This window comes from Patescibacteria group bacterium (genome assembly GCA_038065315.1).
Lineage (GTDB): Bacteria > Patescibacteriota > Minisyncoccia > Phycocordibacterales > JBBTRF01 > JBBTRF01.
The window spans coordinates 656,542-680,029 of sequence record JBBTRF010000001.1; the positions used below are offsets into that span (position 1 = coordinate 656,542).

The window sequence follows — 23,488 nt, forward strand, 5'->3', positions numbered from 1 at the left end:
TTAGGATGTTTTCTAAAAAAATGGAAAATCAGGCTTCTTACAAGGCTCAGAATCCGTTGCTGTATCTGTGGAAGAAGATGTGGCAGTATTCGGGCAGCAATCGCCCAAAAGTCGTGCTCTACACGGCGCTCTTTTTTGTGGCCAATACCGTAGATTCTTTAGAGCCGCTTCTCATTGGTACCGTTCTCAATATTGTGCAGGTTCAGGGAATTCATGATGCGAATCTGGTGTATATCCTAGGCCTCTTCTCGCTCTTTCTTTTAAAAGAGGTTGTCTTTTGGTCTTTCCATGGTCCTGCGAGAGTGATTGAGAGCGAGAATGCGTTTGTCGTGAAGGCCAATTATAAAAAATATCTTCTGGCCGGTACTATGGCTATGCCAATAGAATGGCATACAGATCACCACTCTGGAGATACTATCGATAAGATAGAGAAGGGGACTACCGCGCTATTCAGTTTTTCCGAGAGCGCTTTCCAGGTTATTCAGGGTATTATCGGTCTCGTGATGTCCTTCGGAATCCTCCTCTACTACGATGTATTCGCGGGCATACTTGTCGCGATCCTTTCCATTCCGATCTTCTACGTCATTTTCTTGTTCGACAAAAAGCTTGTACCTGGATACATTCGGGTGAATGCAATAGAGAACAGTACCTCGGCAAAAGTGTTTGATGTGCTGAGCAATGTCACCACTGTTATTATTTTGCGTGTCGAGAGTTTGGTATTGAATGTAGTCAAAACCTTTATTCAAAAGCCGTATGCTCAATACAACAGGAATGTAAAAATAAATGAGCTCAAGTGGTTTACTGCGGCCCTACTTGGGCGCATCTCCACTGTTATGGTGATTGGTGCATACATTCTCCTGCACGTTGCCGATGGCGGCATCCTCGTCGGTACCATTTTTATTCTGTACAGCTACGCAGATAAGATTCGTGATGCATTCTTCCGGTTTGCCTATTTATACAACGATATTGTCCGCCAGCGCTCTTCTGTTGCCAACGCCGAGCTTCTCTCCGTAGACTTTCTTCCAGACGGCGCAACTCGGGAACAGCGTTTGCCAAAGAAATGGTCGGAGATTGAGGTGCGAAATCTCAGCTTCTCGTATCATGCGGCCGAAGGTGCCGATTTGCATTTGGATGATGTTGCCATGAAGATTCCGCACGGCGCACGCATTGCTTTCATTGGTGAAAGCGGAGGTGGAAAGAGTACGTTGCTGAAGATTATGCGTGATTTGTATCATCCGAAAACTTGCACGTTTTTGCTGGACGGCAAGGAGATCCCAAACGGTTTTCGAGCGATCAGCGACTCGATCTCGCTCGTGCCCCAGGATCCGGAGATATTTGCAACGACCATTCGTGAGAACATCACCCTCGGCGTGGAGTATCCGGAAATGCACATTGGTGTCTACACCGACATGGCGAGCTTTACCGATGTCGTGAAGCGTCTCCCGAAGGGCCTTGAGTCCTCAATTGTCGAGAAGGGTGTTAATCTAAGCGGTGGCGAGAAACAGCGCTTAGCCCTGGCTCGCGGCTTGTTGGCTTCGACCGACAAAGATATTGTGCTGCTCGATGAGCCGACCAGTAGTGTGGACTTCAACAACGAGCTCGAGATCTACAAACGAATCTTCGAAGCGTTTCCGGCAAAGGCGATCATCTCTTCGATTCACCGACTCCACTTGCTCACACTCTTCGACTCAGTCTATTTTTTCAAGGGCGGCAAGATCATTGCATCCGGCTCGTTTGAGGAATTGAAGAAAAACTCCACGGATTTCCAGGCTTTGTGGAAGAAGTATATTAAGACCCGAGATTCTGTAGGTGTGACGAAGTAGCAGATAAAGAAATCTTTACTAATATTTGAGGACTTCTTTATCAAAAATTGGGCTTTTCTTGAACCTTTCTTAGCAGTTTCTCTATCACTGGTCTGATAGGCTAGGGGGAGTGCTTTTTGTCACTTTCTAGCCATTTTCGATGCTTCAGCGCTCTATCGGCGCCTCTTCTCAGCCCCGTTCTTGCATTCGGCCACTTCCTATGTTAGCCTTGTATTTACCCATGGAAAAGAAAAACGAATTAAAGGAAGAACGAAAGCAGGTCTACGAAGCCGGCTTTCACATTATTCCTACCGTTTCCGAGGATGTCGTGGCTGAAAAGACCGCGGCTATCCGCTCTCTCATCGAGAGCAATGGTGGGACCATTATTAGTGAAGAATTTCCAAAGAGCAGGGCGCTCGCATACACCCTGGTCAAAGCTTCCGCGGGTGCCAACAAGCGATACCACAGTGCGTATTTCGGTTGGTTCAAGTTTGAAGCTCCATCTGAAGCGGCGGGGGCCGTAAAGAAGGGGCTCGACAACGCGGATTATATTCTCCGACACTTGATCGTGAAGACCGTCCGAGAAAACACCATGTCGAATCTCGCCAAGATCCTCGGCCAGTCTGAGGAGGGCGCAGAGCCGGCGGCGAAGAAGCCTGTAGAGGCAGCGGCTATCGTACCCGCAGCCCTTTCGGCAGCAGAGATCGATAAGTCGATCGAAAAGATGGTAGAATAGTGATGAAGGCCTTTATTAGGCGGTAATCAATATCTAAGCATGTATCTTAACAAAGCCATCGTATACGGAAACCTGACCCGAGACCCGGAGATCAAGGCCCTTCCGTCGGGGATTCAGGTTGCTTCTTTCAGCATTGCTACCAATCGTGTCTACAAAGACAAGAACGGCGCACGCCAGGAGCAGTCAGAATTCCACAATATCGTCGTTTTCGGCCGACAGGCTGAGACAGCCGCTCAGTACCTCAAAAAGGGCGCCACGGCGCTTGTAGAGGGTCGTATGCAGACCCGAAGCTGGGACTCTGAAGGCGTGAAGAAGTATCGCACCGAGATCATCGCCGACCGCGTGCAGTTCGGTCCTCGTACTGGCGGTCCAGGTGGAGCAGGTGCTAGTGCGGGCGGCAGCGGGGAAGGCTACTCATCCGGCAGCCCAAAGGCAGCAGGGAAGAAAGCCGAAGCCGCTGCTCCAGTCGCAGGTTCTGCCGACACTATCGACTACCCAGAAGAAGAGATCAACCCAGAAGACATTCCATTTTAATCCACATTTAATCGCTCGTTAGGCCACTTGGCCCAGCAAAAATCACATCCAATGAAAAAGCAGTGTTTCTTCTCGAAAAATAATATCACCTTCGTCGACTACAAGGACACCGAGCTTCTCAAGAAGTTCTTGAATCCGCATGCTCGCATCATGTCTCGCAAGAAGACCGCTGTGTGTGCAAAGTCTCAGCGACAGCTCGCCGAGGCCGTGAAGCGCGCGCGGTTTATGGCGCTGTTGCCGTACGTGGCGAACTAATTAAAGAAAAACAGTCCTCTTCCTGAGACGCGCCGTAAATCCTTGCTAGGATTTCGGCTCCGCTCGCCAGCGTCGTGGCTGCGCGAGGTCTCATGAAGCAGGACTGTTTTTCTTTTGTGGCTAGGTGAATTTGAATAGTGAGTAGTCCAAAGAAAAAGCCCGGCGCGTCGTGCGCCGGGCTTTGAGTGTGTTTGAAGAAGTGGTGGATGACCTACCTCAGGTCGTGAAGCGTGAACCTGCTCAACTGAGTCTTCCGCTCAAGTCCGAGTGCCACGCGGGCCACTCCAAAGGCTGCGGTGTTGGTGAAGCGGAGGAAATGCTGGACAAAGGTGACAAACTTCAAGATGTCTTCGCGGCTCCCGACCCGTTTCGAGAAAGAGACGAAGCTGTTCTCCTGGTCATCCGTTGAAGGCTCGATAACGAGCTCGTTGCCAGCCCATTCTGAAGTCGTCGCAAGAAGCTGGGCGACGTGGATGCGTAGATTGAACCGGTCATGCCGCTCGTTCATGGTAGCCAACAGGGCGTCGGCATCGTCGGTTTCCTCAAGTTTCATTTCGTCGCCGAGGCTAATACAGAGGCTGAGCTGGTCTAGTGGACCGTGGAAGTTATCGAGGCCGCTGAACGAGACCTCGATGCCGATCGCTAGACGGAGAGGCTTGATGTAGAATCCCTCCTTCGGCTTCTCGTGCTCAAAGATCCCGATGCTTTCCAGGTCTTGAAGAGTCACGCGGACTCCGGTTTTCTTGCCGCGGCGCTTGACTGCAGCTTTTTTCTTAGTAGCCATATGATGTCTTTCCGGTAGCCAACACGGGTGTTTAAGTGGCACACCCGACAAGCCGTTTCAATGAGACTGTTCGTAATATTAATTAAAAAATGCTTCGTGTCAAGGTCAGCGACCAAAAAACGCGTCTCTGGAAGAGTAGACTTTCCACCCATTTTGCCCTATACTTGGCCATTATCTAAGTTAATGGTGATTTCCCAATGCTCGAATATAACGAAGTAACCGAACGCAAATACGTGGTGCTCGATGGCCAGCCATACGAGGTGCTGTCTTCCCATGTCTTCCGAATGCAGCAGCGCAAGCCACAGAATGCGACCAAGCTAAAGAATATGATCACCGGCAAGGTGCGCGAGCACAGCTATCACCAGTCCGACAAGGCTGAAGAGGCCGACATTTCGACCCTCGGCGTGAAGTATCTGTACTTCAACAAAGATGAACACTGGTTCTGCGAGGAGAAGGATCCGAGCAAGCGTTTCAAGCTCTCTGCGGATATTTTGGGTGATCAAATCAAGTACGTGAAGACCAATTCTATTGTCGACGCGATGGTGTTCGACGAGCAGATTATCGGCGTGAAGCTACCGATTAAGGTGGAGCTGAAAGTGACCGAAGCTGCCGACGCTGTGAAGGGCAACACCGTGCAGGGTGGTACCAAGGCTGTCGTCCTCGAGACTGGCGCGACCATCCAGGTGCCGATGTTTGTGAATCAGGGGGATACGATCAAGATTAATACTGAGACGGGGGAGTATACGGAACGAGTTAGTAAATAAAAAACCGGCCGTAGTGTGAGTACGGCACGGTTCGTGAAAGACACCGCGTCAATAGTTGCCGATACCTCGCCAGCTTCTGAGGTAAATATTGCCATCTTTGCACCACTGGAGGTATAGCTTAGTGAAGTTCTCGATACGCCGAGGTTGCTTTTTGGCTTCCCCGTAACTGAATTCGAAATCCGTGTCTTGGGGAATCAAGCCAAGCGCCTTCGCGGCATCAAATAGCTTGTCGTGCTGCTCTGACTCGATGTCTCGAGATTGACCATGGTCAATTCTCTGAAGAGCTAGGACACGGATTGCGATGAGTCGGAGGCTGTTGCGCGTCCAGTTGCTCAACTCGTCTTGGACCGGCGGGATCACGTCAAGGTTTCCTTCCAGGTTTTGGCAGACAGTCAGTAGTTCTTTGCAAAATTCCCGACCAGAGCTGCCGATCCAATAAGCACCAAACCATGGGGCTGAGTCGTCTCCGACGAGGAAGCCAACGAAGACTGCGATGATGGCCACGAAGATGAGGGCGAAGAGGGGTAATGCGACCATCATCTCTATCGGAAACGTCTTCTTGTCATCAAGTGATGAGATGCCCAGGGCCATGAGGCCAATGGCGATGCCGATCACCGCAACCCTAGCAAGACCCTCCAGAAAGAGGGCGGTGATCGGGTGGCGGTTACCTCGCTTTACCCAGTTTGCGATGAGGTAGTCAGGCAGTTTCCCAGAGAGAAACAGCATGATGACAGCGATCAGACTGACCGAACTGTTTTTCTTGCCGATCAGGTGTTCGATCGACGTGTTTTTCTGCGGTTGCATTTTCGATGTTCTCCGGCACCAAGGTGTATCAGCTGTAGGGTTTTCGACCCCTACTTTCCTGGGCGTTCGTGCTAAGGAAAGTCGTTACAAGCCGTAGATTAGTGGTGCGAGGTTAATCTGGAGTATATTGTATCATACTATGTATAAATAGTCAATACAAGAAAAAAGGCCCAATTAGGGCCTTTTTTAGTCTTTTGAAACGGTTTTTGTTAACCCTATTCTTCGCTGCTTGATCCGCTTGATTCTCCACTCGGCACTGCCATCTTTGAGCCCGCAGAAAGGCCGCCGTCCTCATCCTTGAGGCGCTTGCGGATTTCTTTCAGAATCTCACCGGAAATCTTTTTGTCTTCTTTCAAAAATTGGCGGGTGGCGTCGTACCCTCGGCCGAGCTTCGCCTCACCGTAGGTGTAGGAATTGCCAGATTTGCCGATGATGCCCATCTTTTCGCCGAGCGCGATGATTTCGCCTTCACGAGAGATGCCCTCGTTGTACATGAGGTCGAACTCGGTCTGCTTGAATGGGGGAGCGACCTTGTTCTTCACGACCTTCACGCGGCAGCGGCCACCCATGACCTCTTCACCCTTCTTGATCTGCGCGATGCGGCGAATATCGAGTCGCACCGAGGTGTAGAACTTGAGAGCCTTGCCGCCTGGGGTAGTCTCAGGATTGCCGAACATGACGCCGATCTGCATGCGGATCTGGTTGATGAAGATCACGATGGTCTTCGAACGCGCCACGATAGCCGTGAGCTTGCGCAGTGCCTGCGACATGAGTCGAGCTTGCTTGCCGACATGATGCGCGCCCATATCGCCCTCGATCTCATCCTTCGGGGTCAATGCCGCAACGGAGTCGATGACGATGACATCCATTTTGCCAGACCGCACCAAGCTCTCGACGATCTCGAGCGCCTGTTCGCCGGTGTCCGGCTGGGAGATGAGGAGTTGATCGATCTTCACGCCGAGTCGCTGAGCGTACTGTGGATCCATCGCATGTTCCGCATCGATGAAGGCGCAAATGCCGCCTAACTTTTGTGCCTCGGCAATAACATGAAGCGTGAGGGTGGTCTTTCCAGAAGACTCTGGTCCAAAAATCTCCACGATACGTCCGCGAGGCATGCCGCCGACACCGAGGGCCCAGTCGAGACCGATCGATCCGGTAGGGATGGCGTTGATATCCACGCGCGGCTTTTCGCCGAGCTTCATGATGGAGTCGTCGCCAAACTTATTCTTGATCTGCTTGATGGTATCCTCGATGCCTTGCGCCGCGCGTGCTGAAGAGGCGTCTGCCTCTTCCACGGTAAGCTCCGCTTTTTCCGCTGTGTTTACGGACTTCGCTGCACCTGTCGCGCCTGCCGCACTAGCCGTTTCCTTTCGTTTCTTTTTCATAAAGGGATATTATTTAATCATTAATTCGAGCGTCTTTTGTGAGACGCGCTGGTATCGATCCTCTGCTTTCACCGTAATTATCGCATACCCCTTGGAAAGCAACAATTGCTCTCGAAAATCACCCTTTTCGTCGAGGTAGATTTTGCGGCCGTTGAGGTTCACAGAAACCGAATTTTGGATAGTGCCCTCGATGATGAGTGGTTGGTTTGGCGCCAAGGTGATCGAAGTCGTTTCGGTGGGGTAGGTGATGGTGATGATCGGTCCGCGGACAATGTATTGCGAGCGGTATGCTGCGTAGCCGATGATCGCTGTCGCCACCAGGATGACCGACACCAAGCTGATCCAGAAAGAGAGGGTTCGGTTCATGGTGGGAGGGTGTTGAGTGGTTGTGTGGGCTAAACGATGGGTTCTTCAGGTGAATTCTGGGTGTCGGAAGCTAGCTCTGTTCCCCCGGTGTCGTCATGGGTTACTCCTGCGATATCTCCACCCACATCATTGTTGCCATCTTCAGCGCCAATCACTGAACGAGGCTTTGAGCCGTCGGCTGGGCCGATCACGCCACGCTCCTCGAGGATGTCCATGAGGCGCGCCGCGCGAGAGTACCCGATGCGGAGCTTGCGCTGGATGTACGAGGTTGATGCCTTGCCTGCCTCAATCACCGCCGTACGAGCATCTTCATAGAGCTCATCATCGTCTTCGAGTGAAGCATCGTCGCCGCTAGAACCACCCAGGAAGCTCGATTCAAAGAGAACATTCTTGTCTTTCTCTGCATTGGCAGTGATATCGCTCGGCATCGTGCCTTCATAATTCTCCGCAAGGAATTTCACCACCTGCTTCAGCTCGGTCTCAGAGATATAGGCCGATTGGATACGCTGAGGTTGAGCCATCTCGCCGCCCAAGTAGAGCATGTCGCCGGCACCGAGGAGCTTTTCCGCACCTGCCATGTCGAGAATGGTACGCGAGTCGATCTGTGAAGCTACTTGGAGAGCCAACCGGGACGGCACGTTGGCCTTGATGAGGCCGGTGATGACATTTACCGAAGGCCGCTGAGTCGAAAGGACGAGATGGATACCGACAGCGCGAGACATCTGAGCGAGACGCACGATTGCCGACTCGAGCTCGCGAGGGTAGGTCTGCATGATGTCGGCGAGCTCATCGATGACCACTACGATATACGGCATAGTCTCCGGTACCTTCTCGCCTTCCTTTGGCGGCTCGGTCTCGAAGCGTTTTTTGGCAGGATCTACGATGTTTTTGTGATACGACTGAATGTCTCGCACTGAAGCGCCCTCGAGGACATCGTATCGGCGATCCATTTCCTTCGCTGCCCATTTGAGTGAGAGAATAGCCTTTTTTGCATCAGTGATGACGGGAGTGAGGAGGTGCGGGATCTTGTTATACAAAGTGAGCTCCACACGCTTCGGGTCAATCATGATGAATTTGAGATTCTGTGGTGAGTTGCGATAGAGGAGGGAGGTGATGAGGGTGTGGATAGTGACTGACTTTCCAGAGCCAGTCGCACCTGCGATGAGAAGGTGCGGCATCTTCGCTATGTTGGCATAGTATGACTTGCCGGAAACACCTTTGCCGAGTGCCACGAGGAGCGGCTTGTCAGATTCCTGGTACTCAGCGGTCGCGAGTAGTGTGCCGAGGCCGACGGTGGTCTTGGTACTGTTTGGGATTTCGATCCCCACGAGAGACTTTCCAGGAATCGGTGCTTCAATACGGATCGGATGGGCCGCGAGGGCGAGGGAGAGGTCGTTTTGAAGGGCGACAATACGCGAAAGTTTTACGCCTTCAGCTGGCTTCAGGGCATAGCGAGTGACAGACGGTCCGATAGAGATCTCATCCATTTCCACATTGATGCCGAAGTTTTGGAGGCTACGCTTAATAATGTTGGCATTCGCCTTGATGTCACCGACACCTGGCTTGCCCTTGTCCACCTCGAGGAGGTCGAGAGGGAGAGGGATGTAGTTGTCTTGCTGATAAGCTACAGCGTTGGTCTGGCCCATGAAGGCGTCCTCCTTCTCACCCTCGCTGATTTTTAGCTTGGCTTCGGGTTTGGCTGCCGCAGCGGCGTTGGCCGCACTCAAAGCACCGGCCGCACCGCCTGCGGCACCCCCCTTCTTTTTCGGCAGGATCCGCTCTTCGGTTTCAGGGGTGGAGATCAGGTCTTCCACCTCATCGTCATCCATCGGTTCGTTCTGAGCGTTCTTGCGTTCTTGCAGAAGTCGCTCTTTTTCAGCTACGCTCTTTTTCTTCGTTGAGAAAAGCTTTTTCCAGAAAGCGATGAAGTGGAGGTCGAGTCGGGTCTCGAAGACAAGGATCAGGGAGATTGCGAGAATGCCGAGCAAGATCACGAGGCTGGCCCAGAAATCGAAGACGGTGAGGAGCGGATGTGAAATGTAGTAGCCGATGATGCCGCCCTTGTCACTAGAGCCAAATGAAGCGGCGAGGATGTCTACAATACCGAGACTAGAAAAAAAGGCGAGGAGTGATGTGACTATTTTTGAATAGGTAAAATGCTGCTTCAGGTCTTTAATAAAAGAGACGGCCATCAGGAAGGCAAAAAGTGGGAGGAGGAAATAGCCGATACCGAGCAATGATTTCAGGACGCTGTATGATTTCTCTCCAACCAAGCCACCCTTGTGGAATGCTGCAAGCGTGAAGAATATGCCAATAACTACGGAAATGACCGCGAATACCCCTTGCAAGGTCTCAGCCTTCACGTCCTTGATCGGGTTGATGTCGTCGAGATGTTTCGATATACCGCCGTCTTTTTTTCGTGCCATTTCTTACGGGAAAATGAATATAATAACGGGTTCATTATATCACGCTGGGTGGCCTCGCGAGATCGTCAGAATAGTGGGATTTGCAGAGGAGAGGTGTCCGATATATAATGGACACATAAGCGATTGCTCCAAAAGGACTGTAAAAAGACATTTGAACGAATTTCTTAAAGACACGAAGGGGTATTTAATAAGACAAGTGAGTCGTAATTTATATAAGACAAATGGAAGAGAGACAGAAAAATGAAAAGCAGGCTGCGATCGAGCCGTTCCAAAATAGCCTTGATTTAAATGTACCTTTTTCCTATTCAGGACAGTCTGCCTTCATATACAAAAAGACAGAGAAGTTGGTAATAGCAACGAATCTCGTGGCCGGCCTTATAAAAGACAATTCGACACTTTCCGGCACGCTTTTTTCAAAGACACTCGATCTTCTGTCGGCTGTTTCAAACAGCCTTCTTGTCGCACCGGCAGTCTCTTTTGATGAGCGTCGTAGTGCGGCTCTGCGGGCCTTGGCACTGATTGCCGAGATTTCGACATTGTGTGATGTGGGTCACTATTCAAAGCAGGTATCGGAAATGAATACCACTCTTCTCAAGAGGGAATTTACCCTGCTCTTCAAAACAATCTCAGAAGAAATGGTTGACCGGTCGGAAATCGCGACGTACCTCACCAGGGATTTCTTTACAGAAACAGCACCGGCGATTCATAAAGGACATGATAAAGGACAGTCTATGTCCTTTATAAAACCGATACGTACTGCAGTAGGAACCCACTCGGTTCCCTCGGAGGACCGTGCCGATCGTCGATCTCTCATACTAAAGACTATTAGAGAGAAGGGTGAGGTGGGGGTTAATGACGTAGCAAATGGTATCAAGGGGGTCGGTGGGAAGACAATCCAAAGAGAGCTTCTCGCCATGGTTGCAGAAGGGGTTCTAAGGAAGCAGGGGGAGCGTCGCTGGACTAGGTACTCTATAGTATAGGCAGTATGGACGAGTATAACGAGTATAACGACATATTATTGACTCTTTTGACCAAATATGCGAAGATACCAAGGCTGGGTAATCTGTACAGTTCAGGTGGTGTGAAAACACCATTTTGAGCCGTATTATCAAAGTTATCCACACAATACCTTGGTAAACGGGTCGCAAACGCTATATACTATACGTTGACCCGTCACGAATCAGTCCGTTGACATTTCTATATACGAAAGAGAGTTACGATTTCTTCGATTTCCGGAAGTCCTTTTTTCCTCTACGGTTGCATGACAGACAAACGGTTTCTTCCCCTCAAAGCTAAATCTGTTTCGGTCCGTGTCGATACATTAAAGACCGATCAGAATTAGTGCAGTACAGCTTAATAAGACTTATCAAGACAGTATTACAACTAATATATTTATTATGATTTCAACGACTAAGACAAGTATCGTCGCAAGCGTGCTTGGTGCAGCTGTTGCATTTGTTCTCGTTTTTGCGGGAGCAATGTCAGCTCAGGCAGCGACATACACCTTCTCTTCAAACTTGAAGTTGGGCAGCCAGGGCGCTGATGTAGCGAACCTCCAGCGAGTACTCAACTCAAGTGCAGACACCATGGTGTCAGCTTCAGGTGCAGGTGCTCCTGGAAGCGAGACTACTTACTTCGGTGCAAAGACCCGAGCTGCGGTCATCAAATTCCAGATCAAGAACTCAATCGTTCCTGCTGTTGGATTTGTTGGACCTATCACTCGAGCTGCATTGAATAACATGGGCAATGTCACCGTCACTCCTCCAACTCCTGGAACCAATCCAGTAGCCGGAGCGGCATTGACCGTTGCTGCTGCAACTCAGCCAGCAAACTCACTCGCACCACAGAGCGCTTCACGAGTACCTTTCACTAAGGTTACTTTGACCGCTGGTTCATCTGACGTTTCAGTGTCAGGTGTTACTGTAGAGCGAGCAGGACTTGCACAGGATGCAGTGTTCTCTGGCATCGTTCTCTTGGATGAGAATGGTATCCAGATTGGTATTGCTAAGACTTTGAACTCAAACCACCAGGCAGTTCTTGGTGAGGCGTTCGTTGTCAAGGCAGGCACCACTCGAACTCTTACTGTAGCTGGTAACATGGGCTCAAGCCTCACCAACTACGCAGGACAGGTTGTTGCATTGAACGTTGTTTCAATCAACACTTCAGGAACCGTTTCAGGTTCTCTTCCTGTAACTGGCGCAGCACACACCATCAACGCATCACTCTCTTTGGGTACTGCGACATTGGCTGTGTCATCATTGGATCCTAACACTTCTGCAACCAAGGAAATCGGTACCTCAGCATACAAGTTTGCTGGCATCCGAGTCACCGCTGGTTCAGTAGAGAAGATCCGATTGTGGTCAGTTCGATTCAACCAGACCGGTTCAGTATCAGCAAACGACCTTGCAAACTTGGTCGTCAATGTTGATGGCACTGACTATCCTACGACTATTTCAACGGATGGTAAGTACTTCACTGCAACCTTTGGTTCAGGAATCGTAGTCGACAAGGGCTTCGCAAAGGAGGTTTACCTCAAGGGCGACATCATTGGTTCAGGTGCAGCGGCTCGAACTGTAAAGTTTGACCTCTACAAGAACACCGATATGTACATCTCTGGTGAGACCTACGGATACGGCATTATCGGTTCTCCAAGTTCAACAGGTTCAGCTTCAAACTCTACCTCTGAATTTACTACCGGTACTCCGTTCTACGATGGTTCTTTGGTTACGATCTCAGCAGGTTCAGCTACTACTATTGCAAAGGCAAACACTGTAGTTGCTCAGAACGTTGCGGTGAACGTGCCAAACCAGGTACTCGGCGGATTCGAAACAGATTTCAAGGGTGAGCCTGTATCAGTACAGTCACTTTCGATCACTGTTTCTACTTCATCAGTCACTGGTAGCTACGGTCTCTTGACGAGCGTATCTATCGTTGATCAGAATGGTTCAGTCGTAGCGGGTCCAGTAGATGCTTCTGGTTCAGGTGCAACATTGTCATTCACTGACACTATCACCTTCCCAGTAGGCAAGATGATCTACACCATCAAGGGTAAGATCGCTTCTACCATCAACAATGGTACTATCTACACTCTCTCTACCACTCCATCAGGTTGGTCAAACATCACCGGTCAGATCACTGGCAACACCATCACTCTTTCACAGGGTAACTTCTCTATGAATCAGATGACTGTGAAGTCAGCAGCTCTTGCTATCGGTGTCTCTACCAGCCCAGCTGCTCAGACTGTTGTTGCTGGATCACAGGATGTGGTCTTCGCAAACTACCAGTTCGATGCAAGTCAGTCTGGTGAGGATGTTCGATTCTCATCTGTTCCTGTTACCTTGACCGTTGTCAGCGGTTCAGCTACCGATCTTACCAACTGTAAGCTCTGGGACGCTTCAACTTCTTTGACTACCGGTTCAAACGTAAAGAATCCTTCAGCTACTGGTTCTCAGACATTCACACTCGACTCTACCCTCACTATTCCTAAGGGAACTGTGAAGACGATCTCAGTGTCATGTAACGTCGGATCAGGTGCTTCAGGTACTTACAAGTGGGGTAATACAGATGCTAACGTTGCAGCTCTCACCGTTACTGGTGTGACTTCTTCAAACTCTGTAACTCCTACTGGTACCGCTAGCCTCGGTCAGCTCCAGTCAGTTGGTTCAGCAGCATTGGTTGTGGCATCAGATGCTTCAACTCCTTCATACAAGATTGCTTCCGCTGGTGCAAACGGCGTAACTGTCGGTGTATTGAAGTTCACCGCTACCAACGACGCTATCAACCTTGAGCGAGTCGGCTTGAAGTTGACCAACTCAGCATCTAGCTCACCTTCAAACTTGGTTTCTGTAACCTTGTTCGATGGCGCGACTGCTGTTGGTACAGCTCAGTTCGTCGGTTCAAACACTGTTGCAACTTCTACCTTGTCATCAACTGTCATTGTTCCAAAGAACAGCGACAAGATCTTGACTATCAAGGTAAACCTTGCAGACATCACTAACACTGGCTCAGGCACCGGCGACGGTACTGAAGGTGCAATGATTGCAGTGGACAACAACGCCTCAACAGACGTTGGTGGTACTCGAGGTACTGGTGTAGGTTCAGGTTCGACTATCAACGCTTCAGGCTCTACGTCATTCGACGGTGTCCGAGTGTTCAAGTCATACCCAACCTTCGCACAGGATACTCTCTCAGCTACCGGCGTATCTGATGGTAAGCTCCTCCGATTCAAGGTCACTGCTGACTCTAAGGGTTCAGTAAGCATCAACAAGTTCACCTTGACTGTTGCTACTACCTCAGGTGTCTCAGTATCAGGAATCAACGTCTTCGGATACGAAGATGCTGCATACTCACAGGCAGTTTCAGGTGTTCAGGGAAGCGGTGCGCTTGCGTACAGCAACCAGTCTCCTGCAACTAACTCGTCATCTGTGCAGTTGGAGTTCTTTGCTGAAACCTCAGCAAACGCTTCTACCACATTGGTTGTCCCAGCAGGTACTACTCGATACTTCGAAGTCCGAGCGACAAGCATCACTGGTTTGACCACTGGTTCTTCAGTCACTTCGACTCTCGTTGGCGACAGTACTTACCCAGCTCTCGCTTCTTTGATGGGAACATCAACAGGAATTGAGAACCAGGCTAACACTGCAGACAACTTCATCTGGTCACCAAACGCGACCACGACTTCAGGTTTGAACCACACAGACTGGACAAACGGTTACAACGTCCCAGGCTTGCCTTCAAGCGGAATCGTACAGTCACGAAGCATCTAAGTCGGCTTTAGTTCGCGAGTCAGCCTCACGGTTGACTAACGGATAGCTTACGCAAAACCTCGCTCGCAAGAGCGGGGTTTTTGCGTTTCTGGGAAAGCCAGCATATAATGTCTCCATGAATACAAAGAAGATCTGCGGTTTGGTTGGGGCCCTGTTGTTGATTGTTGTGACGATTTTTCTCATCATCAATCGTGACCGTTCGATAAAAAGCCTAGTTGGCTTGGTCGCATCGGATGATATTGAATTGCAAGGAGGAAAGATCGAGTTGGAGGGGATCGATGATTCTCCGATCGTTGTTCCTGATATTCGTCACACGACAGTCTTTAGTGTGTCGGTGATTCCGGAGGCGAAGGTCATCATGGTGCAAAATATTGCCGACCTGCAGGAGAAGCTCGGGAAAGACGCGAAAGATTTCAATACCTGGAATAGCTTGGCGCAGTATTATCAAGCGGCAGGGGACTATGTTACTGCTCGCGAGGTGTGGGAGTATCTTGGCCGAGTCTTTCCGACAAATCATGTTGCTTACGGTAACCTCGGCTTTTTGTATGGCTACTACCTGAAAGATGCGCCCCTCGCCGAGAAAAATTACCTGAAGGCGATCGAGAATGCACCAGAGCAGGTCTTCCTCTACTTCCAGACTGCCGAGTTTTACCGAGATGTGGTGAAGAGTCCGGCAAAGGCTCTTGAGATCGCACAGAAGGGACTTGCAAAGAATCCAGGCAGTGCCGAGTTGAAGCAGTTCGTGCAAACGCTAAAATAATTCGTGTCGACCGCTTTATCTATCACCATGCTCAAATATTTCGACCATACCTTCTTCAAAATCGTCTCCAGCTTTGTGGGGATTTTGGCGATGAGCTTGGCGTTGTTCGCTTTGGCTGGGACATATCGCGAAAGCCAGTTGGCAGTACCGGCGGAGCATCAGCGGTCTGCGGAACAATCGACTCGTTAGGATTTCATTATTTCTTGAGTATTTCCTCACTGATTTTTTATCAAAAATTAGGGGTTTCTTGAGCCTTTTTTAGCAGTTTCTCTATCACTGGATTGCTAGGATGTATGGATGAGAAAGAAGTCATCCCACAAAGCACTCCTCGCTGTTTCCTTCGCGATTCTTTGTTTTCCTGTACTGTTGTGGCGCGACAGTGTCCATGTAGTGACGAAGAGTATTGTTGTTCCGCACTCGCCGCTACTCGCTCCGGCTTCTTCGCCGGTCGCGACAACTTCGGATGACGTGACCGTATTGCATGGCGGCAGTTCGGCAAAGCTCTATTTGCCGGGCATGCCGATAGTTTCAGAACATTTGGGGGTTGCGGCCTCATCTGCTGTACCGTCACCGCAGGTCGGACTAGCCGCATCAGCAATTCTAGCCACTTCCTCCCAGAAGAGCATCATCGCTAATCCTGCCGCGACTCCGCTTTCCATCGGTTCGTTTGCTGCCACGCCAGGTTTTGGTGGCGGTGGAGCCGGCAGCACAGAAGGAGGCTCCAGCGGGCTTGGTAGTGGAGGGGGTAGCAGCAGTGCGTCCGGTCGAGATTTTGATGACGAGACGTGTCCGCTCGTGAGCGTGTCTAACCCTCCACAACCATGAGAGTATCCACGATCTCGCCAATGTTCTTTTCAGGCCTTCGTTGCTTTGTCTTCGTCGCCGTGACGACGCTTTTCTTGTTGCCTAGGTGCGTTGGCGCTGAGACACAAGTGCCTTCAGAGTTGAACCAAGACACCACGTGGACCAAGGATGGGAGTCCGTACTATGTGTCCGGCTTCGTATCCGTGCGGCCGAGCGTCAATCTATCGATCGAGCCTGGCGTGAGTGTGGTATTTGCCGACAACGCTCATCTTCAGGTGTTGCAGAGCACGCTTTCAATTGTTGGCACCGAAGCTGAGCCGGTTATCTTCACTGGCTCAGCCACCTCTTCTTCGTGGGCGCTCGATGTCATTGGTCCGCTGGCTTCATCGACCAAAAGTCTCGTCGCTTCGCACGTCCGTTTCGAAAATGCCTCGCAAGGGCTATATCTGCAGTCTGCCGAGGCGGCGGTCAGCGATGCTGAGTTTGCCGGCGGTCAGGACGGTATTTACATTTCCAGCTCCACATTAGCCGTGTCGAATAGCCGGCTTTTTGGCATGAGCAACTCCGCTATTTCTATCGACGAGCACAGTACGTTGACGATCGCTTCGACCTCGATCACCGATCTCTCACGAGCCGGTATCACAGTGAACTCTGCTTCTCATCTGGCGATACGGAATGTGCGGATGGAGAGGTTGGGCCGCCAGTCGGCTGTCGGTATTTACAACAGCACAGCGACTATTGAACAGTCTTTATTCACCGATGGTCGCGCTTCGGCCGTCGAGGTGTACGGAGATGCTCAGCGCGGTGAATCGCAAGTGTCGATCCATCAATCCACGCTCAGCGATTTTGGTGACCAAGCTGTGTATAACGGTGGTCAATCAGTCGTCTCCGCAGAGCGAAACTGGTGGGGGAGCAAAGCCGGGCCACAAGATGCTACCTACGGCCAAGTCTCCGTAGTCCCGTGGCTTCTACGTCCTCCCGGCGAGCAAGGCGACTCAAGTGTCGTCTTCATTCCCGGCATTCAGGCGAGTCGTCTGGTGAAAGACGGCAATCAACTATGGGAGCCAAATCGCAATGCCGATGTCGAAAAGCTGTATCTCGATAGTGCCGGCAAGGCCCTTGTTTCCGGTGTTCATACGAGCGAGATTATTGATTCCGTGAATTCGGTCGGGGCTGGGCCGAATATCTACAAGAGCTTCATCCAATCCCTAGACTCCTTCGTGACCAAGGGGCAGATGCGCGAATGGTCACCGCTCCCGTACGATTGGCGTTTCTCCGCGTCAGCTGCAGCGAGCGAAACGGCGATTGAAGAATTGATGCGCGTGGCGAGCACTTCTTTTACGGGCAAGGTGAGTCTCGTGGCTCATAGCAATGGCGGTATGGTGGCGAGGCATCTTTTAAATCGCCTTGCGGAGCGACAGTTGGATATCGTCGACAAAGTGATTTTCATCGCCACACCGCAGCTCGGCACACCCCAGGCGATCGCTTCAGTGCTGCATGGGGATGGGCTACAATTCGCCGCTGGCCTTGTTTTGAAGCAGTCGGTGGGCCGCCGGCTCGCACAGTATTCTCCCGGTGCCTTGGGGCTGTTGCCAACACAGGGATACTTTGATGTTGCCGGATTATCGCCAATCATCCGCTTTTCCTCGACAACCGATCTGGTGAGTATGAATTTCTTTCAGGCATATGGCGACCATCTCGATTCCGCTTCTCGTCTTGCAGATTTCCTGTCGGCCACGATCGACAAAAGGACCCCTCCGGATATGGTGAACGTCGATATCCCCTCAGTGATTGATTGGTCTCTCTTGGCGTCTTCGAGCCTCCTGTTTAGCCTACAGTATCCGCCGGCCGAAGTCTCGGTCATTGGCGGGTGGGGACTGGACACATTGTCGGCCATTGAATATTCAGGGCGTCGCCGTTGTGCGGTGCCAACCTTCTCAAAACAAATCTTTTCGCTGTGCGAGCTCCGGACCACGCTCCAGCGCGAGCCATCATGGACGCGGCTTGGCGACAAGACGGTGGTGTTGGCGAGCGCGCTGGGGACGCCTGAGCTACTGTCGCCCTCGCCAGACCGAACATATTTCGCAGATCTGTCCGGATACAATGGTCAGCGGTTCCGTGTGTCTCGAAATCACGCTGATGTGTTAGAGGTACCACAGGTGCGAACACTTGTTGCATCTATTTTGCACACCCCAGCCGATTCTGGTGAGTCCGTTGCGGCACTGCCGGAATATATTGCAACTTCGTCGCCGTCCTCCACTACTTTGCCCAAACAAATCCGCATCAGCGTACATTCCCCAGTCACACTCGACCTGTATGATGAAGCAGGGAATCATACGGGTGTGACCGACCAAGGCGCTACCGTCTTCGGAGATTTGAGTGCCACATCTTCGCCATCCATTTCGTATGAGGAGTCTGTGCCTGGCAGTCAGTATTATCACTTTGGCGAAGCAAAATACCTCTCGTTCTCTGAGCCGGCGCCGCTGGCTACTGGCCACGTCGCCACCACTTCTCGTGTTGTACAGATACGCTCTGTCGGCGCCGGCCTGCTCACGATCGATGTCGAATATGTCGATGGCGACACGGTGACAGACAAAACATCTTTTTCCGATATCTCCGTCACACCATTGACCAATATTTCTGCCGACGTGACCTTGCCGCTCCAAAGTTTCAGCACTCTTGCTCAGGCGTTCTCCCTGCAGACAAGTGCAGCGACTTCGACCGCCACCTCAACAGCGACCACGACTGTCCGCCAGCTCGTGCCCGATCAGGCATTTGATCCAGTCGAGTATCTTTCCTCGGTGCGTCAGGTGATTCGTGAGATCTGCATGAGTCAGCGGCTTCGCCTCGAATTGTTGGCAAGGTTGAATGCGTACGTCAGCCTCTTTGAAAGAGGCGAAGTGCCCGCCGCCCAGGCCCAGATCAGAGAGATGGTTATCGTTTCCGATCCGGATAGCCAGCACCTGCTGAATACTTCGGAAGAGCGAGGGTCATATATCTCCGCGGTCGAAGCAATGTTGTCCAAGATTGCAGGCTTAAGTGGAAATCGCTGATCTTATATAAAAGCAAACGGCACCCATTTAGGATGCCGTTCATGTCTAGTAGGGTAATGGTAGCAAATCAGCTCCAGTTGTCAAATCTCCGATGAAAGTTGACACATTCCCTAAACCAAGTAATATAGTCGCATATAGGCCAGAGACAGTAGGCAGCTTAGCGAAAGCGAGGCAAAAGACCTACCGAGGCGTTTCCGATCAAGAGCCAATACGACGCATGTCGCCGCGGCTCAAGAAAGGAAACAGCATCTCCAGCGTCCTATAAAAGGTCGTTTTTCTTTTTTAACAATTCAGCACAAAGCTACACAATGGCAACCACAAAAGCACAGAAGCAGGAGATCCTTGCCGGACTCAAAGAGTCCATCAAGCAGAATCCCTCATTGGTGTTCGTGAACTTTCACAAGCTCACCGTAGCTGACACGACTCTCATGCGACGCGGCCTTCGAGCCGGCGGCGTAGGATACGTGGTGGCAAAGAAGACCCTCATCAAGAAAGCTTTGGCGGAAGCTGGAGTCACCGGCACCATGCCGGCACTTGATGGCGAGGTTGCGGTCGCATACAGCGCCGATATCACCGCGCCTGCTCGAGAGGCGTACACGTTCCAGAAGAAATTCAAGGATCAGTACACTATCATCGGCGGCGTCTTCGAGGGTGCGTACAAGAGCAAGGAAGAGATGATGGCAATCGCTACCATCCCTCCTCTCAAGACCCTCTACGCTCAGCTTGCGAATCTCCTCAACTCACCAATCCAGGGCTTCGTTATGGCATTGGACCAGATCGCACAGAAACAGGAGAGCGCCTCAGGTGCTCCAGCGGCTCCAGTAGCCGAGGCAGTGTCCGCAGCTCCAGTCGCAGCATAATTATTCATTCTTATTACTACACACATGGAAAACGTAGAAATCCCAGCAAAGTTCAAGGCACTCATCGAGACTATCGAGAAGTTGTCTGTCCTTGACCTTCACGAGCTCGTGAAGACTCTCGAGAAGAAGTTTGGAGTATCAGCTGCGGCAGTGGCTATGGCCGCTCCAGCAGCCGCTCCAGCGGCAGAAGAGAAGAGCACTGTTACTATTCACCTCAAGGATGCCGGTGGTACTAAGATCGCGGTGATCAAGGTGGTGAAGGAAGTCCTCGGTCTCGGTCTCAAGGAGGCAAAGGACCTCGTCGACGCAGCTCCTGCAAACCTCAAGGAGGGGGTAAAGAAGGCAGAAGCAGACGAGATCAAGAAGAAGCTCGAAGAGGCAGGCGCCAAGGTAGAGTTGAAGTAAGAAGCACTCGCTTTTCATTTTGGCTTAGATATTGGACCACGAAAGACGCCCTTTGCGGGCGTTTTTCTTTTGCTATATACTGTGGCCACCATGGATACGTTATCACGACTGTTTGGCAGCGAGGCCCGAGTAAAGCTGATGCGCTTGTTCCTATTGAACCCCGATCGACAGTATGCGTTTAAGGACGTTGTTGTTTGGACGAAGCTATCAAAGAAGGTGGCACAGAATGAACTCGCTCTCTTGCAGAAGATCGGCCTGATACTCCAGGTGCCAATACCGACAATTGGAAGGAAGAAAGATAAGGGATACACCTTGAATCAACGTTTTATGTACTTGAAGCAATTGCAGAGCCTTATCATCGATACTGTCTTGCTCAACGAGGGTGATACGGTGAAGCGTCTTGCCAAAGCAGGGAAGATGAAGCTTATCGTCGTCGCTGGTGTCTTTATTCAGGAGTGGGATAGTCGAGCCGACTTGTTGGTGGTGGGGGACAAGATCAAGGAGGGGGCACTGAAGACTGTGATCCGCAAAATTGAACTTGAATTAGGCCGTGAATTGCGCTATGCCAGCCTCGAAACCCCGGATTTCCAGTATCGCCTTAGTATTGGCGACCGTTTGGTGCGCGATATCCTGGATTATCCCCATCAGATCATCTTCGACAAGTTTGGATTGAAGAAGGGCATATAAGGCGTATAATAAAGGGAGGGGTAGCATTATTTATTAAACCCTTTTTATTTTATGTTCACTACATTCATCGATAGCCTGCTGGCGTCCTTCTCCAGTGTCTGGGGAGGCGTGGCGGCTGTTGCTCCGCGTTTTATCCTAACTCTCTTGTTGTTGGTGGTCGGCGCATTGATCGCTGACCTCGTTGGCAAGGCAGTGTCGCAGATTCTCGTAGCGGTAAAGCTCGACCACCTTCTTCGCACTATCGGGGTAGAACACTACACCCGACGTGCAGGATTGAATCTCCATTCAGGCACCTTCTTTGGTACCTTGGTGAAGTGGTTTTTGAACGTCGGATTTTTGCTCCAGGCACTCACCATGCTCGGTCTCTCGACCGTCACCGTCTTCTTGGGCAATGTTCTCAGCTACTTGCCACAGGTGGCCGTGGCCGCACTCGTACTGCTCGCTGGCTTGGTGATCGGTGAATTGGTGGAGTCTGTCGTCTCAGCTCTTGCACGACTCGCTTCTCTCGGTCGCGCACACCTCTTGGGAAACGCGAGCCGCTGGGCGGTCTGGACCTTCTCGGTACTCGTCGCTTTGTACCAGTTTGGCCTCACTTCTGTCTTCTCAGAGACTGTCCTCAATGCCATTGTTATGTCACTCGCTTTGGCGGCTGGCCTTGCCTTTGGTCTTGGTGGTCAGGCGACAGCGGGTCAGTTCTTGGCTCGTTTGCGAGGAGAAATGACCGACGGTAAGTAGTCTGGAAAAGAGCCATTTTCGCGATATCCACTGGCTATCCACAAGAAACCCGTATCTCGCTCCAAAACTGTTGACAGGGAAACCGCCTTCATATATACTCGTGAGGCGTCTGAAATATGTTAAAACTCCCTAGCAACAGAGCGGAATGAGATACCACTGAATAAGTGCTGTCTTAGGTCCCGCTCAAAAGCGGGTTTTTTGTTCAGAAAGAGTTCGGGCGCCGATATTTGACATATGAATTCCCTCCCGGCAAGACACTTTACGTGGTCTTTTCGACAGCTGGAGAGGGGTGAAAGGTAGGGATACGATTCCAAAAGCGTCGTATCCCCTGTAGAAGAGAAAAAACAAGCAATAATTGTGGTTTATAGATTTCCTAATAAGAAATCAAGAGCATATGGTGGATGCCTAGACTTGAAGAGGCGATGAAGGACGCAGCATGGCGGCGATACGCTACGGGGAGGTGCCTAGCAACCTTTGATCCGTAGATGTCCGAATGGGGAAACCCCTCTACTTCGGTAGAGACTGTATGAATTTACATACGGAGCAGACCCAGGGAAGTAAAACATTTCAGTACCTGGAGGAGGAGAGACCAATCGGAATTTCCTGAGTAGCGGCGAGTGAAAAGGAAAGAGCCCAAACCTAACCTAAATCGTACGGTGCGTCGCAAGACGTGCAGTGCGATTTAGGTTGGGGGTTGTAAGGCGGTGACGTCGTATTTATACGAGGAAAGTTACAAAACAAGTGATTAACTGAATCTGCTGGGAAGCAGAGTCCAAGAGGGTAATAGCCCCGTAAGTGAAAATCATTTGTCTTTCTTGTCACCGTTCTTGAGTACCTCAAGACACGAGTAGCTTGAGGGAATCTGCCGGAACTAACCGGTAAGGCTAAATACGCTTCAAGATCGATAGTGAACTAGTACCGTGAGGGAAAGGTGAAAAGTAGCCCGGTAAGGGCGGTGAAATAGACCTGAAACCATATGCTTACAAAGAGTCGGAGCGGTCGTAAGACCGTCACGGCGTGCCTATTGAAGAATGAGCCAACGAGTTGATCTGTACTGCGAGGTTAATTGCCGGAAGGCAAGAAGCCGTAGGGAAACCGAGTGTGAATAGCGCGTTTGTAGTACTGATCAGACCCGAAGCCAGGTGAGCTTGCCATGAGCAGGATGAACTCTTGAGAAATCAAGAGGGAGGTCCGAACGCTAGAGCTGTACAATACTCTGCGATGACTTGTGGTAAGGAGTGAAAAGCTAATCGAACCTGGTAATAGCTGGTTCTCTCCGAAATAGCTTTTGGGCTAGCGTCAGATTTACCTTTGGGGGGTAGAGCACTGGAAGGTCTTGACAGGTAGAAATACCGCAAGACCTATCAAACTCCGAATACTAGAAGTTACAACTCGGCAGTTAGTACGTGGGGGCTAAGCTCCACTGTACAAAACGGAAACAGCCGTCGATCTCAATTTAAGGTCCCTAAATTCATGCTAAGTGCACTTAAGGAGGTGGAATTTCTCAGACAATGAGGATGTTGGCTTAGAAGCAGCCATCATTTAAAGAAAGCGTAACAGCT

Annotated in this window: 20 protein-coding genes and 1 rRNA gene; 16 read left to right on the forward strand and 5 right to left on the reverse strand. The window is 50.9% G+C overall.

Translation table 11 applies throughout. The features are described from left to right. The first annotated feature begins 5 nt into the window (after positions 1-5). The 4 genes from AAB391_03605 to rpsR all read left to right on the forward strand — a co-directional run bounded on the left by AAB391_03605 (position 6) and on the right by rpsR (position 3,327). On the forward strand, positions 6-1,823 hold the full coding sequence (locus tag AAB391_03605) for an ABC transporter ATP-binding protein (GenBank protein MEK7645372.1): 1,818 nt from the start codon (positions 6-8) through the stop codon (positions 1,821-1,823). Positions 1,824-2,043: 220 nt separating this feature from the next. After that, positions 2,044-2,538: a 30S ribosomal protein S6 gene (locus tag AAB391_03610; GenBank protein ID MEK7645373.1), complete on the forward strand. Its 495-nt coding sequence runs from the start codon at positions 2,044-2,046 to the stop codon at positions 2,536-2,538. A gap of 39 nt (positions 2,539-2,577) precedes the next feature. Continuing rightward, the gene (gene ssb, locus AAB391_03615) at positions 2,578-3,072 is read left to right on the forward strand and encodes a single-stranded DNA-binding protein (GenBank protein ID MEK7645374.1); all 495 of its coding nucleotides are present in this window, start codon (positions 2,578-2,580) and stop codon (positions 3,070-3,072) included. Between the two features lie 51 nt (positions 3,073-3,123). Continuing rightward, positions 3,124-3,327 carry a 30S ribosomal protein S18 gene (gene rpsR, locus AAB391_03620; protein MEK7645375.1) on the forward strand — a complete coding sequence of 68 codons (204 nt, stop codon included), beginning with the start codon at positions 3,124-3,126 and terminating at the stop codon, positions 3,325-3,327. Positions 3,328-3,538: 211 nt separating this feature from the next. Here rpsR and AAB391_03625 read toward each other — a convergent pair whose 3' ends face one another. Then, on the reverse strand, positions 3,539-4,153 hold the full coding sequence (locus tag AAB391_03625) for a hypothetical protein (GenBank protein ID MEK7645376.1): 615 nt from the start codon (positions 4,151-4,153) through the stop codon (positions 3,539-3,541). 155 nt (positions 4,154-4,308) lie between these two features. Between AAB391_03625 and AAB391_03630 the strand changes: the two genes are divergently transcribed. Continuing rightward, complete coding sequence (locus AAB391_03630) at positions 4,309-4,875, forward strand: elongation factor P (GenBank protein ID MEK7645377.1); 567 nt, start codon at positions 4,309-4,311, stop codon at positions 4,873-4,875. Between the two features lie 48 nt (positions 4,876-4,923). On the opposite strand, the gene AAB391_03635 is transcribed toward AAB391_03630, so the two are convergent. From AAB391_03635 to AAB391_03650, 4 genes are all read right to left on the reverse strand, one after another. After that, entirely contained in the window at positions 4,924-5,679 is a 756-nt protein-coding gene (locus AAB391_03635; protein MEK7645378.1) for a hypothetical protein, read from the reverse strand. Between the two features lie 215 nt (positions 5,680-5,894). Next, a complete protein-coding gene (gene recA / locus AAB391_03640; protein MEK7645379.1) occupies positions 5,895-6,974 on the reverse strand; it encodes a recombinase RecA in 1,080 nt (359 codons plus the stop codon). A gap of 99 nt (positions 6,975-7,073) precedes the next feature. Next, positions 7,074-7,430, reverse strand: coding sequence for a hypothetical protein (locus AAB391_03645; GenBank protein ID MEK7645380.1), 357 nt, complete (start codon positions 7,428-7,430; stop codon positions 7,074-7,076). Between the two features lie 29 nt (positions 7,431-7,459). Beyond that, positions 7,460-9,856, reverse strand: a complete 2,397-nt coding sequence (locus tag AAB391_03650) for a DNA translocase FtsK 4TM domain-containing protein (protein ID MEK7645381.1) — start codon at positions 9,854-9,856, stop codon at positions 7,460-7,462. Positions 9,857-10,077: 221 nt separating this feature from the next. Between AAB391_03650 and AAB391_03655 the strand changes: the two genes are divergently transcribed. The 11 genes from AAB391_03655 to AAB391_03705 form a co-directional block, all read left to right on the forward strand. Further along, positions 10,078-10,836: a hypothetical protein gene (locus AAB391_03655; protein ID MEK7645382.1), complete on the forward strand. Its 759-nt coding sequence runs from the start codon at positions 10,078-10,080 to the stop codon at positions 10,834-10,836. 417 nt (positions 10,837-11,253) lie between these two features. After that, positions 11,254-14,622, forward strand: coding sequence for a peptidoglycan-binding protein (locus AAB391_03660; GenBank protein ID MEK7645383.1), 3,369 nt, complete (start codon positions 11,254-11,256; stop codon positions 14,620-14,622). A 115-nt stretch (positions 14,623-14,737) separates the two neighbouring features. Beyond that, positions 14,738-15,382 (forward strand): hypothetical protein, encoded by a 645-nt coding sequence (locus AAB391_03665; GenBank protein MEK7645384.1) that lies wholly within the window; start codon positions 14,738-14,740, stop codon positions 15,380-15,382. Positions 15,383-15,385: 3 nt separating this feature from the next. Then, on the forward strand, positions 15,386-15,571 hold the full coding sequence (locus tag AAB391_03670; GenBank protein ID MEK7645385.1) for a hypothetical protein: 186 nt from the start codon (positions 15,386-15,388) through the stop codon (positions 15,569-15,571). A gap of 108 nt (positions 15,572-15,679) precedes the next feature. Continuing rightward, positions 15,680-16,207 (forward strand): hypothetical protein, encoded by a 528-nt coding sequence (locus AAB391_03675; protein MEK7645386.1) that lies wholly within the window; start codon positions 15,680-15,682, stop codon positions 16,205-16,207. After that, positions 16,204-19,239, forward strand: a complete 3,036-nt coding sequence (locus AAB391_03680) for a right-handed parallel beta-helix repeat-containing protein (GenBank protein ID MEK7645387.1) — start codon at positions 16,204-16,206, stop codon at positions 19,237-19,239. Before AAB391_03675 ends, AAB391_03680 begins: the two co-directional genes overlap by 4 nt. A gap of 308 nt (positions 19,240-19,547) precedes the next feature. Further along, positions 19,548-20,099 (forward strand): 50S ribosomal protein L10, encoded by a 552-nt coding sequence (gene rplJ / locus AAB391_03685; GenBank protein ID MEK7645388.1) that lies wholly within the window; start codon positions 19,548-19,550, stop codon positions 20,097-20,099. Positions 20,100-20,123: 24 nt separating this feature from the next. Then, positions 20,124-20,504, forward strand: coding sequence for a 50S ribosomal protein L7/L12 (gene rplL, locus AAB391_03690; GenBank protein MEK7645389.1), 381 nt, complete (start codon positions 20,124-20,126; stop codon positions 20,502-20,504). A gap of 90 nt (positions 20,505-20,594) precedes the next feature. Next, positions 20,595-21,191, forward strand: a complete 597-nt coding sequence (locus tag AAB391_03695) for a hypothetical protein (GenBank protein MEK7645390.1) — start codon at positions 20,595-20,597, stop codon at positions 21,189-21,191. 51 nt (positions 21,192-21,242) lie between these two features. Beyond that, positions 21,243-21,926 carry a hypothetical protein gene (locus tag AAB391_03700; GenBank protein ID MEK7645391.1) on the forward strand — a complete coding sequence of 228 codons (684 nt, stop codon included), beginning with the start codon at positions 21,243-21,245 and terminating at the stop codon, positions 21,924-21,926. Between the two features lie 374 nt (positions 21,927-22,300). Beyond that, a 23S ribosomal RNA gene (locus AAB391_03705) occupies positions 22,301-23,488 on the forward strand; the annotation flags it as partial.

What these genes read in the sequence shown, in the direction of transcription:
- AAB391_03605 (MEK7645372.1), top strand. Translation starts at nt 6, where the DNA reads ATGTTTTCTAAAAAAATGGAAAATCAGGCTTCTTACAAGGCTCAGAAT.
- AAB391_03610 (MEK7645373.1), top strand. Translation starts at nt 2,044, where the DNA reads ATGGAAAAGAAAAACGAATTAAAGGAAGAACGAAAGCAGGTCTACGAA.
- ssb (MEK7645374.1), top strand. Translation starts at nt 2,578, where the DNA reads ATGTATCTTAACAAAGCCATCGTATACGGAAACCTGACCCGAGACCCG.
- rpsR (MEK7645375.1), top strand. Translation starts at nt 3,124, where the DNA reads ATGAAAAAGCAGTGTTTCTTCTCGAAAAATAATATCACCTTCGTCGAC.
- AAB391_03630 (MEK7645377.1), top strand. Translation starts at nt 4,309, where the DNA reads ATGCTCGAATATAACGAAGTAACCGAACGCAAATACGTGGTGCTCGAT.
- AAB391_03635 (MEK7645378.1), bottom strand. Translation starts at nt 5,679, where the DNA reads ATGCAACCGCAGAAAAACACGTCGATCGAACACCTGATCGGCAAGAAA.
- AAB391_03645 (MEK7645380.1), bottom strand. Translation starts at nt 7,430, where the DNA reads ATGAACCGAACCCTCTCTTTCTGGATCAGCTTGGTGTCGGTCATCCTG.
- AAB391_03650 (MEK7645381.1), bottom strand. Translation starts at nt 9,856, where the DNA reads ATGGCACGAAAAAAAGACGGCGGTATATCGAAACATCTCGACGACATC.
- AAB391_03655 (MEK7645382.1), top strand. Translation starts at nt 10,078, where the DNA reads ATGGAAGAGAGACAGAAAAATGAAAAGCAGGCTGCGATCGAGCCGTTC.
- AAB391_03660 (MEK7645383.1), top strand. Translation starts at nt 11,254, where the DNA reads ATGATTTCAACGACTAAGACAAGTATCGTCGCAAGCGTGCTTGGTGCA.
- AAB391_03665 (MEK7645384.1), top strand. Translation starts at nt 14,738, where the DNA reads ATGAATACAAAGAAGATCTGCGGTTTGGTTGGGGCCCTGTTGTTGATT.
- AAB391_03675 (MEK7645386.1), top strand. Translation starts at nt 15,680, where the DNA reads ATGAGAAAGAAGTCATCCCACAAAGCACTCCTCGCTGTTTCCTTCGCG.
- AAB391_03680 (MEK7645387.1), top strand. Translation starts at nt 16,204, where the DNA reads ATGAGAGTATCCACGATCTCGCCAATGTTCTTTTCAGGCCTTCGTTGC.
- rplJ (MEK7645388.1), top strand. Translation starts at nt 19,548, where the DNA reads ATGGCAACCACAAAAGCACAGAAGCAGGAGATCCTTGCCGGACTCAAA.
- rplL (MEK7645389.1), top strand. Translation starts at nt 20,124, where the DNA reads ATGGAAAACGTAGAAATCCCAGCAAAGTTCAAGGCACTCATCGAGACT.
- AAB391_03695 (MEK7645390.1), top strand. Translation starts at nt 20,595, where the DNA reads ATGGATACGTTATCACGACTGTTTGGCAGCGAGGCCCGAGTAAAGCTG.
- AAB391_03700 (MEK7645391.1), top strand. Translation starts at nt 21,243, where the DNA reads ATGTTCACTACATTCATCGATAGCCTGCTGGCGTCCTTCTCCAGTGTC.